This window comes from Celeribacter indicus (assembly GCF_000819565.1).
Classification (GTDB): domain Bacteria; phylum Pseudomonadota; class Alphaproteobacteria; order Rhodobacterales; family Rhodobacteraceae; genus Celeribacter; species Celeribacter indicus.
Genome location: NZ_CP004393.1, coordinates 1452850 through 1466648, shown reverse-complemented (window position 1 = coordinate 1466648; position 13799 = coordinate 1452850). Strand labels below are relative to the sequence as shown.

General features: G+C 69.5%; 13 protein-coding genes. 7 read left to right on the top strand and 6 right to left on the bottom strand.

Translation table 11 applies throughout. From position 1 onward, the window contains the following. The first annotated feature begins 39 nt into the window (after positions 1–39). From P73_RS07405 to P73_RS07375, 7 genes are read left to right on the top strand one after another with little or no spacing between them, the layout of a single operon-like run. Complete coding sequence (locus P73_RS07405) at positions 40–537, top strand: TRAP transporter small permease (RefSeq protein ID WP_043869102.1); 498 nt, start codon at positions 40–42, stop codon at positions 535–537. Next, positions 530–1921 carry a TRAP transporter large permease gene (locus tag P73_RS07400; protein WP_043869101.1) on the top strand — a complete coding sequence of 464 codons (1392 nt, stop codon included), beginning with the start codon at positions 530–532 and terminating at the stop codon, positions 1919–1921. The genes P73_RS07405 and P73_RS07400 overlap by 8 nt, the downstream gene beginning before the upstream one ends. Positions 1922–1943: 22 nt before the next feature. Continuing rightward, positions 1944–3152, top strand: coding sequence for a 3-hydroxybenzoate 6-monooxygenase (locus P73_RS07395; protein ID WP_043869100.1), 1209 nt, complete (start codon positions 1944–1946; stop codon positions 3150–3152). 32 nt (positions 3153–3184) lie between these two features. After that, positions 3185–3883, top strand: coding sequence for a fumarylacetoacetate hydrolase family protein (locus tag P73_RS07390; protein WP_043869099.1), 699 nt, complete (start codon positions 3185–3187; stop codon positions 3881–3883). A 13-nt stretch (positions 3884–3896) separates the two neighbouring features. After that, on the top strand, positions 3897–4544 hold the full coding sequence (gene maiA, locus P73_RS07385) for a maleylacetoacetate isomerase (protein WP_043869098.1): 648 nt from the start codon (positions 3897–3899) through the stop codon (positions 4542–4544). 28 nt (positions 4545–4572) lie between these two features. Beyond that, the gene (locus P73_RS07380) at positions 4573–5679 is read left to right on the top strand and encodes a cupin domain-containing protein (RefSeq protein WP_043868059.1); all 1107 of its coding nucleotides are present in this window, start codon (positions 4573–4575) and stop codon (positions 5677–5679) included. Beyond that, positions 5679–6281 carry a maleylpyruvate isomerase N-terminal domain-containing protein gene (locus P73_RS07375; protein ID WP_202966942.1) on the top strand — a complete coding sequence of 201 codons (603 nt, stop codon included), beginning with the start codon at positions 5679–5681 and terminating at the stop codon, positions 6279–6281. The genes P73_RS07380 and P73_RS07375 overlap by 1 nt, the downstream gene beginning before the upstream one ends. Before the next feature lie 2 nt (positions 6282–6283). Here the strand turns inward: P73_RS07375 and ggpS are convergent, their stop codons facing one another. From ggpS to P73_RS07340, 6 genes are all read right to left on the bottom strand, one after another. Next, positions 6284–7789 (bottom strand): glucosylglycerol-phosphate synthase, encoded by a 1506-nt coding sequence (gene ggpS / locus P73_RS07370; protein WP_043869097.1) that lies wholly within the window; start codon positions 7787–7789, stop codon positions 6284–6286. Positions 7790–7793: 4 nt separating this feature from the next. After that, positions 7794–8588 (bottom strand): HAD-IIB family hydrolase, encoded by a 795-nt coding sequence (locus P73_RS07365; protein ID WP_043869096.1) that lies wholly within the window; start codon positions 8586–8588, stop codon positions 7794–7796. Further along, a complete protein-coding gene (locus tag P73_RS07360) occupies positions 8585–9709 on the bottom strand; it encodes an NAD(P)H-dependent glycerol-3-phosphate dehydrogenase (RefSeq protein ID WP_052453544.1) in 1125 nt (374 codons plus the stop codon). The genes P73_RS07365 and P73_RS07360 overlap by 4 nt, the downstream gene beginning before the upstream one ends. Before the next feature lie 1017 nt (positions 9710–10726). Next, positions 10727–11383, bottom strand: a complete 657-nt coding sequence (gene gph / locus P73_RS07350) for a phosphoglycolate phosphatase (protein ID WP_043869094.1) — start codon at positions 11381–11383, stop codon at positions 10727–10729. Between the two features lie 3 nt (positions 11384–11386). Next, a complete protein-coding gene (locus P73_RS07345; RefSeq protein ID WP_043869093.1) occupies positions 11387–12226 on the bottom strand; it encodes a fumarylacetoacetate hydrolase family protein in 840 nt (279 codons plus the stop codon). Between the two features lie 29 nt (positions 12227–12255). Next, the gene (locus P73_RS07340; RefSeq protein WP_043869092.1) at positions 12256–13665 is read right to left on the bottom strand and encodes a phosphohexomutase domain-containing protein; all 1410 of its coding nucleotides are present in this window, start codon (positions 13663–13665) and stop codon (positions 12256–12258) included. Positions 13666–13799: the final 134 nt, after the last annotated feature.

Below are 13799 nucleotides of genomic sequence, written 5' to 3'. Positions count from 1 at the left end.
TCACCTGTTCCACCCACCCCCAGGAAGGGAGGTCACGCTATGCATGCACTGATCTCGCGTCTGGCCGACGCCTTCGCCATGCTCGGCGGAGTGATCCTCGCCGCCATCGTTCTGGTCACCACGACGAATACCGGCGCCTTCATCCTCGACCGCATCGTCGCCCCGCTCGGCCGCGACGTCGCCGGCCTTCCCGGCTACGAGGATTTCGTCAAGCTCGCCATTTCCGGCGCCGCGCTGATGTTCTTTCCCTATTGCCAGGCGAGCCGCGGCCATGTCGCCGTCGACCTCTTCGTCTCGAACGCGCCGCAGCGTGTCCGATGGGCGCTCGACCGGGCCTGGCTGCTGCTGACCGCCGCCGTCGCGCTGTTCCTCGCCTGGTGGATGGGCCAGGGCCTGCTGGAGGCGAAGGGCGACGCGGCCGAGGCGGGCGTGCTCGGCTGGCCGATCTGGCCCTTCTACATTCCCGGCATCGCCTCGCTCGTGCTCTGGGCGCTCACCTGCCTTTCCCAGATGATCGGAGACCACAACTATGCCTGATCCGATCACCATCGGCGTCCTCGGCCTCGTCGTCCTGTTCGGCCTTCTCATGCTGCGCATGCCCGTCGGCATCGCGATGATCCTCGTCGGGGTCGGCGGCACATGGGTGCTGTCGCATGCGGTTCCCTATGTGCGCTTCGTCCCCTACCTGCGGCAGTTCAAGTCGCTGCTGTGGGAGAATGTCGCCAATTACGACCTCTCGGTCGTCCCCCTCTTTGTCCTGATGGGCTATATCGCCGCCGAGGCGCGGCTGTCCTCGGACCTGTTCAAGGGGCTCGAGGCGCTGCTCTCGCGCCTGCGCGGCGGGGTCGCCATGGCCGCCGTCGCGGCCTGCGGCGGGTTCGGCGCGGTCTGCGGCTCCTCGCTCGCCACCGCCGCAACGATGGGCAAGGTCGCCCTGCCCGAGCTGAAGAAGCTCGGCTATCACGACCGCCTCTCCGCCGGCGCCCTCGCCGCGGGCGGCACGCTCGGCATCCTGATCCCGCCCTCCGTCGCGCTGGTGATCTATGCGATCATCGTCGAGGGCTCGATCCTGAGGATGTTCCAGGCCGCCGTGGTCCCCGGCCTTCTGGCGGTGTTCTCCTTCATCGCGGTGATCGCCATCCTCGTGCGCGTGCGCCCCGACCTCGCGCCCGAGCCGCGGCCGATGGCGCGCGCGGAACGCAATGCCGCGCTCAGGCGCCTGTTTCCGGTGATCGCCATCTTCGGCGCGATCATCCTCGGGCTCGGCTTCGGCCTCTTCACCCCCACGCCCGCCGCCTCCATCGGCGTGTTCCTCATCGCGCTCTACGGCTTCGTGCTGCGCGGGCTGACAGGCGAAGGGCTCAATTTCGCCGGGCTCGTCCGCGCGATCCGCGCCACCGCGATCACCTCGGGCATGATCTACCTCATCCTGTTCGGCGCGGAGGTGCTGAAGGGCTTCTTCACCCGCACCGGCCTGCCGCAGGCGCTGTCGGACTGGGCGCTCAATTCCGGGCTCGACCCGATGCTGGTGCTGATCGTGATGCTGATCGCCTTCGTCGTGCTCGGCTGCTTCATGGAGAGCCTCGCGATGATCCTCGTCGTCGTGCCCTTCTTCTGGCCGACGCTCGTGGCGCTCAACGGCGGCGAATTCGCCACCGCCGACACCGCCGCCTACGGCATGGACACCGAGAGCCTGAAGATCTGGTTCGGCATCCTCGCGCTGATCGTGGTGGAGCTCGGCCTCATCACCCCGCCCGTGGGCCTCAACGTCTTCATCATCTCCTCGCTCGCCAAGGGCACGAAGATGTCGACGGTCTTCCGCGGCGTCATGCCCTTCCTCGGCTCCGAAGTCATCCGCGTGGGTCTGATCCTGATGATCCCCGCGCTCACCCTCACCGTTCCGCGCCTCATCGGCGGCTGACCCCAGCACAGGAGACACGCTCATGTCCGACCTTCCCATCCTCATCGCCGGCGGCGGGATCGGCGGCCTCGCCGCCGCCTGCGGCCTTGCCCGCAAGGGGCGCCGCTCCATCGTCGTCGAACAGGCCGCGAAACTCGGAGAGATCGGCGCGGGCATCCAGATCGGGCCGAACGCCTTCCACTGTTTCGACTATCTCGGCGTCGGCGACGAGGCGCGCGAGAAGGCGGTCTATATCGACGCGCTGCGCCTGATGGACGCGCAGACCGCGGAGGACATCACCTCGATCCCCCTCGACCAGCCCTTCCGCGACGTCTTCGGCAATCCCTATGCGGTGGTGCACCGGGCCGACCTGCATGGCGTGCTGCTGAAATACTGCGAGGACAGCCCGCTCGTCGACATCCGCACCAGCCATGTCGTCGAAGGCTACGAGCAGGACGGCAGTTCGGTGACGCTCAAGGTGAAGGACCGCGATCCGATCCGGGGCGCCCTGCTCATCGGCGCGGAGGGGCTGCGCTCCCCGATCCGGCAACAGATGGTGGGCGACGGCGAGCCGCGGATCTCCGGCCACACGACCTATCGCTCGGTGATCCCGACCGAACAGATGCCCGAGGACCTGCGCTGGAACGCCGCGACGCTCTGGGCCGGGCCGAAATGCCACATCGTGCATTACCCGCTCAAGGGCTGGAAGGTGTTCAACCTTGTGGTGACCTATCACCGCGATGTGCAGGAGGCGATCTCCGGCCGCCCGGTGAGCAAGGAGGAGGTCGCGCAGGGCTTCGAGCACATCCATCCGAAGGCGCGCCAGATCATCGAACACGGCTCCGACTGGAAGCTCTGGGTGCTCTGCGACCGCGAGCCGATCTCCAACTGGGTCGACGGCCGCGTGGCGCTGCTGGGCGATGCCGCCCATCCGATGCTGCAATATTTCGCGCAAGGCGCCTGCATGGCGATGGAGGATGCGGTGGCGCTGTCGCATTGCCTCGAGCATCACGGCGAGGACATCGCAAACGCGCTCCAGATCTATCAGGAGATGCGCAAGGTCCGCACCGCCCGCGTGCAGATGAACTCGCGCCTGATCGGCGAATATATCTATCACCCGGACGACGCGAAGGCCGCCGTGCGCAACCATGTGATGCGCGGCATGAGCCCGCAGGACTGGTACCGGCAACTGTCGTGGATCTACGGCTCGACCGGGCTCGACGACAGCGGCGTCAGGGCCGCGGCAGAATGACATTTCCTCCCGAATACGAAAGGACCGATCTCATGAGCTATGTATTTCCGCCTGCGCTGCCTGCGAGCGTTGCGGTTGAGGGGGTGGACGAGCGTCTGCCTGTGCGGCGGATCTTCTGTGTTGGTCGCAATTATGCGGCGCATGCGCGGGAGATGGGGCGCGATCCGGACCGGGAGCCGCCGTTCTTCTTCACCAAGCCGGCGGATGCGGTGGTCGACAGCGGCGAGACCGTCGCCTATCCGCCGGAGACGGAGAACTTCCATTACGAGGCCGAGCTGGTCATCGCGATCGGCACCGGCGGGAAGGACATTGCGGAGGCCGACGCGCTGTCGCATGTCTGGGGCTATGCCATCGGCAACGACCTGACGCGGCGCGACCTTCAGCTCAAGGCGCGCGAACAGGGGCGGCCGTGGGACTGGGGCAAGGCCTTCGACCGCTCCGCCGTCATCGGCCCGGTGCATCCCGTGTCGCAGGTCGGCCATCCGGACACGGGGTCGATCCGGCTCACGGTGAACGGAGAGGTGAAACAGGACGCCGATCTCGCGGAGCTGATCTGGTCGGTGCCGGAGATCATCGCGATCCTGTCGCAGTCGATGACGCTCCAGCCGGGCGACCTGATCATGACCGGCACGCCCGCGGGCGTCGGGCCGCTGGTGCCGGGCGACACCTGCGTCGTGGAGATCGAAGGCCTGGGCAGGATCGAGACCCCGATCGGCCCGCGCGAAGACTGAGGAGCCTGAGGCGATGACGCTGAAGCTGCACAATTTCTTCCGCTCCTCCACCTCGACGCGGCTCAGGGCCGCGTTGAACCTCAAGGGGCTGGAATATGACTATATCCCCTATGTGCTGCGCGACGGGGAGACCCGCAGGCCGGACTACCTCGCGAAGAACCCGCAGGGTCTGGTGCCGACGCTCGAGACCGGGGAGGGCCGGTTCCTGACGCAGTCGCTCGCGATCATCGAATGGCTCGAGGAGACCCACCCCGAGCCGCCGCTCCTGCCCGCCGATCCCGACGGGCGGGCGCGGGTGCGGGCGCTGTCTTATATGATCGCCTGCGAGATCCACCCGCTCAACAACCTGCGCGTGCTGTTCCGGCTGCGCGACCAGTTCGGGGCCGACGAGGCGGCGCAGAAGGACTGGTTCACCCATTGGGTGACGCTGACCTTCGACGCGCTGGAAGCCGAGCTGTCGAGATCGCAGGACACCGGCACCTATTGCCATGGCGAGACGCCGGGCCTGGCCGATTGCTGCCTCTATGCGCAGGTCTGGAACAACCGCCGCTTCGGCATCCCGCTCGACACCTGGCCCACCCTCGCGCGCATCCAGGAGGCGCTCGAGCATTTGCCCGCCTTCACCAGGGCGGCCCCGCCCAATCAACCGGACGCCGCGTAAGGCGTTCCCTTCCCAAGGAGGCCCAGCCATGCTGACCGATACCCGCGACCACGACACCGTCGACCATGCGATGCAGCCCGAGGACACGCCCGAGCTGCGCGCGCTCTACAAGGGGTTCGAGGACGAAAGCCTGATCCCGCTCTGGACCCAGCTCGGCGACCTGATGCCGATCCATCCGAAATCGAAGGCGGTGCCGCATGTCTGGAAATGGTCCGCGCTGCTGCCGCTGGCGGAGAAGGCGGGCGAGCTGGTGCCGGTCGGCCGCGGCGGCGAGCGCCGGGCCATCGGGCTGGCCAATCCCGGCCTCGCGCCCCATGCCTATATCTCGCCGACGCTCTGGGCGGCGATCCAGTATCTCGGCCCGCGCGAGACCGCGCCCGAACACCGCCACAGCCAGAACGCCTTCCGCTTCGTCGTCGAGGGCGAGGGCGTCTGGACCGTGGTGAACGGCGATCCGGTGCGCATGAGCCGCGGCGATCTGTTGCTGACGCCGGGCTGGTGTTTCCACGGCCATCACAACGACACGGATCATCCGATGGCCTGGATCGACGGGCTCGACATTCCGTTCAGCCAGCAGATGGATGTGGGCTTCTTCGAATTCGGCTCGGACCGGGTGACGGATTACGCGACGCCGAACTTCTCGCGCGGCGAGCGGCTCTGGTGCCATCCCGGCCTGCGGCCGCTCTCGGGGCTGCAGGACACTGTCGCCTCGCCGATCGGCGCCTATCGCTGGGAGTTCACCGACCGGGCGCTGAGCGAACAGCTTTTGCTCGAGGACGAGGGCCAGCCCGCCACCGTCGCGCCCGGCCATGCCGCGATCCGTTACGTCAACCCGACCACCGGCGGCGACGTGATGCCGACGATCCGCTGCGAATTCCACCGGCTGCGCGCGGGGACCGAGACGGCGACGCGCAACGAGGTCGGCTCGACCGTGTTCCAGGTCTTCGAGGGCCGGGGCGCGGTGGTGCTGAACGGCGAGAGGACCCCGCTCGAGACGGGCGACATGTTCGTCGTGCCCTCCTGGGTGCCGTGGTCGTTGCAGGCGGAGACGCAGTTCGACCTGTTCCGCTTCTCGGACGCGCCGATCATGGAGGCGCTGTCCTTCATGCGCAGGAAGGTCGAGGGGCAGGTCTGATGGCCGCGGAAGACATGCCGGACGACACTGCGGGCGACCGCGACGGCGCGGCGCGGGCCGCGCTGAAGGCCCGCCAGGGCAAGGGCGCGCGCTACGACGCCGCCCGCGCCCCGGCGGAGGACCTGCTGCTGGCGCGCCGCGGCACGGCCTATTTCGCGCGCAAGCTGATGGAACTGCCGGATGCGGATCTCTCCGGGCCCTCGGCCCTGCCGGGGCTGACGCGCGCGCATGTCGTGGCCCGCGTGAGCTATGCCGCCCGCCACGAGGCGCTGGCGCTCGAGGCGCTGGCCGGGGGCGACGAGGGCAGCGGCGTGGGCGCGATCCCGCAGCTGCCCGAGGCCCTGCCCTCCCCCGATCTCGCCGCAACCCTGCCGGCGCGCGCGCTGCGGCACCTGTTCCACCATTCCGCGGTGCATCTCAACGTCTGCTGGCGCGACCTGACGGACGCGGACTGGGACCGCCAGATCACCCTGCCCGACGGCAGCATCACCACCCCCCGCACCCTGCCCCGCCGCCGCGCCCGACACATCTGGCAGGCCGCCATCGACCTCGCCAACGGCGCAAGACCACAAGACATCCCAAAACACCTCAGAAACGCCTGAAATCACGCGGCGGCGAAATCCACGCCGCCGGGGAGGTCGGAGGTGTCGAAGGCGCGCATCTGGTCCTCGGCCCAGAAGCGCACGTCCTGCTTGCGCACCATCTCCCGCGCGCGCTCCATGCGCCCGCGGCGTTCGGCCTCCGGCATCTCGAGCGCGAAGGCGATCGCCCCGTCCATCGACTTGTGCGAGAACGGGTTGGTGGGCACGGCGGAGGGAAGCTCCACCGCCGCCCCGGCGAATTCGGAGAGCACGAGCACCCCGTCGCCATCGGTGCGCGCGGCGCAATATTCCTTGCACACGAGGTTCATCCCGTCCGCGAGCGGCGTGATCCAGGCCACATCGGCGGCGCGGTAATAGGCCACGAGATCGACGAAGGGGATGGGCCGGGAAATCAGCGCCACGGGCTGCCATTCGAGCGAGCCGAAGCGGCCGTTCAGCATCCCCGCCTGGTGTTCGAGGGCGCGCTGGATCTCCTCATAGGCGGTCATGTTGCGGTTCGCGGCGACGGAGACGTGCATGAGCCGCACCTTGCCGCGCAGGTCGGGGCGGTTCTCCAGAAGGCGCTCGAAGCTCTGGAGCTGTTCGATCCCGCCCTTCGTGTAATCGGTGCGCCCGACGGAGAGGACGAGCTTGCAGCCGTTCAGCTCGCGCTCGATCTCCGCGACCTTCCTCGCGGTCGCCTCGCGCCCGGCCAGGCTTTCGATATAGTCGACATCGACGCCCACGGGGCTCGCCTGGAGCCGCACGGTGCGGCCCTCATAGGCCAGCTCGGTCACCACGGACTGCTCGGACAGGGCCGAGGTCTCCGCGTTCATCTCCGGTTTCACCTTCTCGCGCTTCTGCGTCTCGACCTCGAGCAGGGAGCGTGCGGCGGAGACGAAATTGTTCACGTAGCGCGGGATGTGGAAGCCGACGACGTCGCAGGCCAGCAGGCTTTGCAGGATCTCGCGGCGCCAGGGCAGCACGTTGAAGATATCGGCATTCGGGAAGGGCGTGTGGTGGAAGAAGGAGATCTTCACATCCGGGCGCAGCCGGCGCAGGTAGCCGGGCACGAGCCAGAGGTTGTAGTCGTGGATCCACACCACGGCCCCCTCGGCGGCCTCGGCGGCGGCGGCCTCGGCGAAGGCCCAGTTCACCTCGCGGAAGGTCGGCCAGTCGACCGGGTCATAGTTGTAGCGTTCCTTGAACCCGTGCAGCACCGGCCAGAACGCCTCCTTGGAGGAGACGTGGTAGAAGCTCGACACCTGCTCCCTGGTCAGCGGCAGGCGCGAGACGTTGTAGGTGCCATAGGCGTCGTCGATCTCCACCACCCGCTCGAAATCGGGATTGGCGGGATCCTCGGCCTCCTTCCAGGCGATCCAGGCGCCGCGCTCGAACTTGCCGAAGAAGCTCTTCAGCGTCGGCACGATGCCGTTCGGGCTCTTGTTTTCGCGGTATTCGATCTTTCCGTCGACCTCGACTTCCTCATAGGGCTGACGGTGATAGACGATGACGAGATTGGAGGACATGGGATCAGTCTCCTTTCGGTGTGTCGTGCAGGGAAAAGGCGTCGACGGCCTCGAGGATGCCGGCGGCGCCATGGGCGGAGGCGCGGTAGATGCGGTCCTGGTCGCCCTCATGCGCATCGAGCCGCTCGCAGAGCGGGCGCTCGGAATTGCCCACGGCCACGGCGGGCAGGCCGGAGATCAGCATCGACAGGTCGTTGAGCGTGTCGCCCGCGCAGAGCACCCGCGCCTCCGGGATGCCGAGATGGTCGACGAGCCGCCGGATCGACGGCCCCTTGGAAACGCCCTTCGGCAGCACGTCGAAGAAGCGGTTGTCGGAAATGAGCCAGTCGAGGCCCATGTCCGCCACCTTGTCCTTCGCGCCCGCATCGAAGCTTTCGGCGTCGAGGTCGTAGCTCACCCGGTAGCGGAAGGGCGTCGGCTGGAGCGTGAGGCCGGGATGGCCGTCGAGCGCCTCGCGCACCGCCGCGCCGGCGTCCTTCCAGCGCGAGGAGATATCGGCCTCGAGCTCCGGGATCGGCTCCACATGACCGTCCCCGCGCACATGGGCGATGGTGGTGCCGACGTCGCCCACCACGTATTCGGGCCAGGGCAGCCCGCGTTCCCGGCACATCTGCATGATGAATTCCGGGTCGCGCCCGGTGACGAAGATCAGCCCGATCGTGTCGCGGTTCGCCTCGATCCAGTCGTAGAGGCGGCGGCGGTCGGCCTCCGTGCCGCCGAGGAACGTGCCGTCGAGATCGGTGGCGAGGGTGAAGCGCCGGTCGGCGATGACCGGGCGCGGGGAGGCGTGGACGTTCATGGGGTTCTGTCTCCGAATTGCAGCGGAAGGTCGGGGAAGGGATGATCGAGCGAGAGATCGAGCGCGGCGGGCTCCGCCTCGATCGGACGGGCCCAGAGCGCGGTGAAGGCCGCGCGCAGGTCGGCGCCCTTGTGGAGCACGGAATGCACGGTCTCGCAGATCGGCATGGGCACGCCGATGCGATGCGCCAGATCGGTGACGGAGACCGCGTTCACCTCGCCCTCCACGACGACGGGGCGGCCCTCGAAACAGGAGGGGCGCGGGATGCCCTGGCCGAGCTGGAAGCCCAGCGACATGTTGCGCGAGGTGGTGGAGGAACAGGTGAGGGTGAGATCGCCCGCCCCGGAAAGGCCGGTGACCGTCTCCCGCCGCCCGCCGAGCGCCTGGGCGAGCAGCTTCATCTCGTCCGTGCCGCGGGTGATGAGGGCGGCGCGGGTGTTCTCGGCAAAGCCCGCGCCCGACATCATCCCGCAGGCGATGGCGATCACGTTCTTGACCGCGCCGCCGACCTCGACGCCGACGAGATCGTCGGAGACATAGGGCCGGAAGCCACCGCCGGAGAGCGACAGCGCAAGCCGCGCCGCCGGGCTGTTGCGCGGTTCGAGCCGGTCGGCATAGGTGAAGGGAAAGGCGACGGTCGCCGCCGTCGGGTGGTCGAGCGCGGTCTCCCGCGCGAAGGTCGGGCCGGAGACCGCGCCGACCGGATGGCCGGGCAGTTCCTCGGCCACCACCTCCGACAGCAGGTAGCCGGTGCGCTTCTCCACGCCCTTGCAGGCAAGGGCGATGGGAATGCCTGCGGGGATGTGCGGGGCGATGGCCTGGCTCATCTGCCGCAGGGTCGAGGAGGGTGTCACGATCAGCACCGCCTCCGCGCCCTCGAGCGCGGCGGCGAGATCGGAGGTGGCGCCCAGCGCGGGCGGCAGGTCGACACCGGGCAGATAGTCGTCATTCCGGTGATCGGCGTTGATCGCGTTCGCAAGGTCCGGGCGGCGCGCCCAGAGGCGCACATGGCGTCCGTTGCGCGCGAGGACGGTCGCGAGAGCGGTGCCCCAACTGCCGGCGCCGAGAACGGCGAGGCGGGCATAGGGCTCGGGCGGGGTCTGTGTGGCAGAATCCTTGATGGGGAGCTCCTTTTGGGTGCTCTGTGTCACTGTCTCACTTTGATCAATGCGCGCCCGGCGAATGGGTTCCATTCGCGCGGCACGGGTATGGTCTGAGCCTGTCCGGTCCACCCGAGAGGGGGCGTGGCGGAGGCAATGCGCTCGACGGGTTGGCTCGCGAGAACCAAGGGGTCTGCCGCGGTGACCCGAGGTCAATATAGGTGCCCGCCCCCCGAATTGGAAGACATATCGCCCGATTGGGCTCCCGACGCCTGGCCGCATGCGCAAAAAACAGGCGGCATCCGAGGGGGTCGACGCCGCGCACCCGGCGGATGATGCGGCAGGCCCCTCCCGTCGACGTGGACGCGGGAGGCGCTCCGGTCCGAGGGGGGCGCGGGGCGGAGGCCGGAACGGCAAGGCGCCGGCGCGGTCGGGCGGCGGAGCCGGGGCGGGATCGGGCGGGGACACCCCGCCGCGTCGGTCCGGGTCACGGTGCCGCAACCGCTCCCTCCGGCGCGACTTGCCGGAAGGCCCCACCCCAACGAATGGCGGGGAATGGCCGGCGTCCGGGCCGCGAGAGGCAGGGCGTCGGATGTTCGCTCCCTCCTGCCCGGCGGGCAAAGGGCAGAGGTCAGACCGACAAGGCGGGAGCGCGCGGCCGGCGGCAATGACGCCCACGCGCCGTCCGGTCGCGGCGCCCGGCGGCCGGAGGGTCAGCCTCCCCGCCGGAACCGGAAGGTACAGCGGTCGGGCGGCGCAGGCCTTCTGCCCGTCCGGACAGCCCCTCCAGGTGCCGAGGTTGATCGCCACGACAACCGCCGCCAACGGCAAGCCCGGATTGATGCCGGAGGTGACGGCCGCGTGCAGGCCGAGGGCCGGCGGGATCGGGTTCCCGCACCCCTGCTGATGCGGCCGTCGCAGGTGCGTTCGCCGAGATCCGATCCCTCCCCGACAGGTCGCCTCCGGGCCGGGAAGGCGCGTGTGTCCTCGCCCCGTCCCGCCCGTCTCCGCGGGGGTGCGGAGACGGCGGCCCGCCTGCTAGAGCGCGTGCGCCCGTGCGGTGGCCGCCACCAGCTCCGGCAGGTCCGCGAAATGGTCGAACACCGCCTCGGCGCGCAGCTCGGGGATCTCCGCCTTGCGATAGCCATGGGCGTAGAGCAGGAAGGGCACCCCCGCCGCATGGGCGGTCTCCGCGTCGATCTCGCTGTCGCCGACGAAGAGGCGCAGCCCGCCGCCCAGCGCGGCGAAGCCGTCGTGGAGCATCGTCGGGTCGGGCTTGCGCGTCGCCAGGCTGTCGCCCCCCAGCACGGTGTCGAAGACGTGCGACAGGCCGAGATGGTCGAGCACCGCGCAGGCCGGACGCCAGGGCTTGTTCGTCGCGACGCCGAGGCGATGACCGGCCCCCTTGAGCGCCTCCAGCGCCTCGGGCACACCGGGCCAGGGACGGGTCAGGTCAACCGCCGTCTCGTAGCCGTCGAGGAAGGCGCGGTAGAGCCGGTCCTGTTCGCTGTCCGGGATGCCGCAGGCCGCGCGCATCCGGCGCACGAAGACCGGCGCGCCGCTGCCGACGAAGTCGCGCGCCTGCTCGAGGGTGATCGGGGCGCAGCCCTCGCCCGCGAGGACCCGGTTCGCGAGGGCCCGGAGGTCGGGCACGCTGTCGATCAGCGTGCCGTCGAGGTCAAAGAGGATGCGCATGGCTCACGCGTCCTCGACGACGAGCTGTTTCTGGCGCCCCAGCCCCTCGATGCCGAGTTCCACCACATCGCCCGCGCGCAGGAAACGCGGCGGCGTCATCCCCATGCCGACGCCCGCGGGCGTGCCGGTGGAAATCACGTCGCCCGGTCGGAGCGTGAAGAACTGCGACAGGTAGGAGACGAGGAAGGGCACCTTGTAGATCATGTCCGCGGTGGAGCCGTCCTGCATGCGCTCGCCGTTGACGTCGAGCCACATGGGAAGGGCGTTCAGGTCCGCGATCTCGTCGAGGGTCACGAGCCAGGGCCCGAGCGGGCCGAAATTGTCCGACGACTTGCCCTTGGACCATTGTCCCTGGCGCTCGGTCTGGAAACTGCGTTCGGAGACGTCGTTGGCGAGGCAGACCCCCGCCACATGTTCCATCGCGCGCTCTTCGGACACGTATTTCGCGGGCTTTCCGATCACCACGGCGAGCTCCACCTCCCAGTCGGTCTTCTCCGAACCGCGGGGCAGGATGATCGGGTCGTCCGGGCCGCAAATCGCGGAGGTGAACTTCGCGAAGATCACCGGCTCGGGCGGCGGGGACATCCCGCTTTCGGCGGCATGGTCGGCATAGTTGAGCCCGATGCAGATGAACTTGCCGACATTGCCGACGCAGGGACCGAGCCGCGGCGTGTCGGGCACGAGCGGCAGGCTGTCGGGCGAGAGCCGCTTGAGATCGCCGAGCCGGGCCAGCGCGCCGCCGGCAATATCGGTGACGTGATCCGTCAGGTCGCGCAGGTTGCCGCGCGCGTCGATCAGGCCGGGCCGTTCGGCGCCGGGTTCTCCGTATCGCACCAGTTTCATGTCGCTCTCCTGTGCTTGCTGAGCATGGTCTACCTGACGCGCGCGGCGACGCGGTCCATCACCGCCTCGACCCGCGCGCGCGCCGCCTCCGCGCTGTCCGCCTGGGCGTAGACACGGAATTCCGGGGCGTTGCCGGAGGGGCGCAGATGGGTGACGGAGCCGTCCGCGAAATCGAGCCGCAGCCCGTCGGTGAGATCCACCCCCGCGATCGGCCCCTCGGCGGCGAAGAACGCCTCGCGCGCCCCCGCCTCCGCGACGAGATCCGCGAGAAAGCCCGCGGCCTTGTCGCGGTCGATCTCCTTCACCCGGTCGGCGGCGGTGAAACAGGGCGGCAGTTCGGCCACGAGATCCGCCACCGACCCGCCCGCCGCCTGCGCCGCCGCGAGCGGGGCGATGACCGGCAGCAGGCAGTCACGGGTCATCAGCGGGGCGAGCGGCCCGGCGAGGCCGGCCGCGAAGCCGAGAAGGAACCCGCCATTCGCCTCGAAGCCGACCACCCGCGCCTCCGGGTCCTCCGTGAGCACCTGCTCCATCTCCGCGATGACGAAGGGGGAGCCGATCCGGGTGAGGCGCACCGCGTCGAAGTCCGGGATGCGCCGCACCATGTCGTTGGAGGAGACCGGCGTGCAGACGATCCTTGCCCCGAGATGCCGCGCCGTGAGCACGCCGAGCACATCGCCGGGGATCACCGTGCCCGCCGCATCGGTCAGCATCGGCCGGTCGGCATCGCCGTCCGTCGACACCACCGCGTCAAGCCCGTGGCGCGCGCACCAGTCGCGCAGCATCGCGCGGGTGTCGGCGTCCACGGCCTCCGTGTCCACGGGCACGAACGCCTCCGAATGGGCGAGCGGGACGGTCCTGGCGCCCAGCGCCTCGAAGGTCTCCGTCATCACGTCACGCGCCACCGAGGAATGGCGGTAGACACCAAGGGTGAGACCCGCGAGCGCCTCCGGGCCGAAGGCCGCGACATAGCGGTCGCGGTAGCGCGCGTTCACCGTCCCGTCGCGCGCGAGCCGCCCCTGCCCCGCCCCTGCGGTCGCCGGAGCGAACCCCTCCTGCGTCGCGCGGGCGGCGAGGATGCGCGCCTCGTCCGCCTTCGACACCTCGCCGGTCGGCAGGTAGAACTTGAGCCCGTTGCGGTCGGCGGGAATATGGCTTCCGGTGACCATGATCGCCGCCGCCCCCGCCGCCATCGCCGCCATGGCGAGCGCCGGGGTCGGCACCGCCCCACAATCGACGCAGGCGAGCCCCGCGCCGCGCACCGCCGCGATCACGCTCCCGGCGATGTCCGGCGAGGAGGGCCGCAGGTCGCGTCCGACATAGACCGTTCCGCCATGCGGGCAGCTTGCCAGGAAGGCACGGGTATAGCCCGCAACCAGGTCGGGCGTCAGGTCGGTGACGAGGCCGCGCAGGCCGCTCGTGCCGAAGGATGGGGACATCTCTCTCTCCGCTGTTGTCGCGTGCGATCGGCCCCATAGTGCACGGCTGGCATCCGGGTTCAACGCCCAAGCCGGGACGGCGGCGGGTTCGTCGCATCCCCGCCGGGTCCGGAGGCCGGCCGCCGGGCGGGACA

Excerpts from the sequence above, each read along its gene's own strand:
- P73_RS07405 (WP_043869102.1), top strand. The coding sequence starts at position 40 with ATGCATGCACTGATCTCGCGTCTGGCCGACGCCTTCGCCATGCTCGGC.
- P73_RS07400 (WP_043869101.1), top strand. The coding sequence starts at position 530 with ATGCCTGATCCGATCACCATCGGCGTCCTCGGCCTCGTCGTCCTGTTC.
- P73_RS07395 (WP_043869100.1), top strand. The coding sequence starts at position 1,944 with ATGTCCGACCTTCCCATCCTCATCGCCGGCGGCGGGATCGGCGGCCTC.
- P73_RS07390 (WP_043869099.1), top strand. The coding sequence starts at position 3,185 with ATGAGCTATGTATTTCCGCCTGCGCTGCCTGCGAGCGTTGCGGTTGAG.
- maiA (WP_043869098.1), top strand. The coding sequence starts at position 3,897 with ATGACGCTGAAGCTGCACAATTTCTTCCGCTCCTCCACCTCGACGCGG.
- P73_RS07380 (WP_043868059.1), top strand. The coding sequence starts at position 4,573 with ATGCTGACCGATACCCGCGACCACGACACCGTCGACCATGCGATGCAG.
- P73_RS07375 (WP_202966942.1), top strand. The coding sequence starts at position 5,679 with ATGGCCGCGGAAGACATGCCGGACGACACTGCGGGCGACCGCGACGGC.
- ggpS (WP_043869097.1), bottom strand. The coding sequence starts at position 7,789 with ATGTCCTCCAATCTCGTCATCGTCTATCACCGTCAGCCCTATGAGGAA.
- P73_RS07365 (WP_043869096.1), bottom strand. The coding sequence starts at position 8,588 with ATGAACGTCCACGCCTCCCCGCGCCCGGTCATCGCCGACCGGCGCTTC.
- gph (WP_043869094.1), bottom strand. The coding sequence starts at position 11,383 with ATGCGCATCCTCTTTGACCTCGACGGCACGCTGATCGACAGCGTGCCC.
- P73_RS07345 (WP_043869093.1), bottom strand. The coding sequence starts at position 12,226 with ATGAAACTGGTGCGATACGGAGAACCCGGCGCCGAACGGCCCGGCCTG.
- P73_RS07340 (WP_043869092.1), bottom strand. The coding sequence starts at position 13,665 with ATGTCCCCATCCTTCGGCACGAGCGGCCTGCGCGGCCTCGTCACCGAC.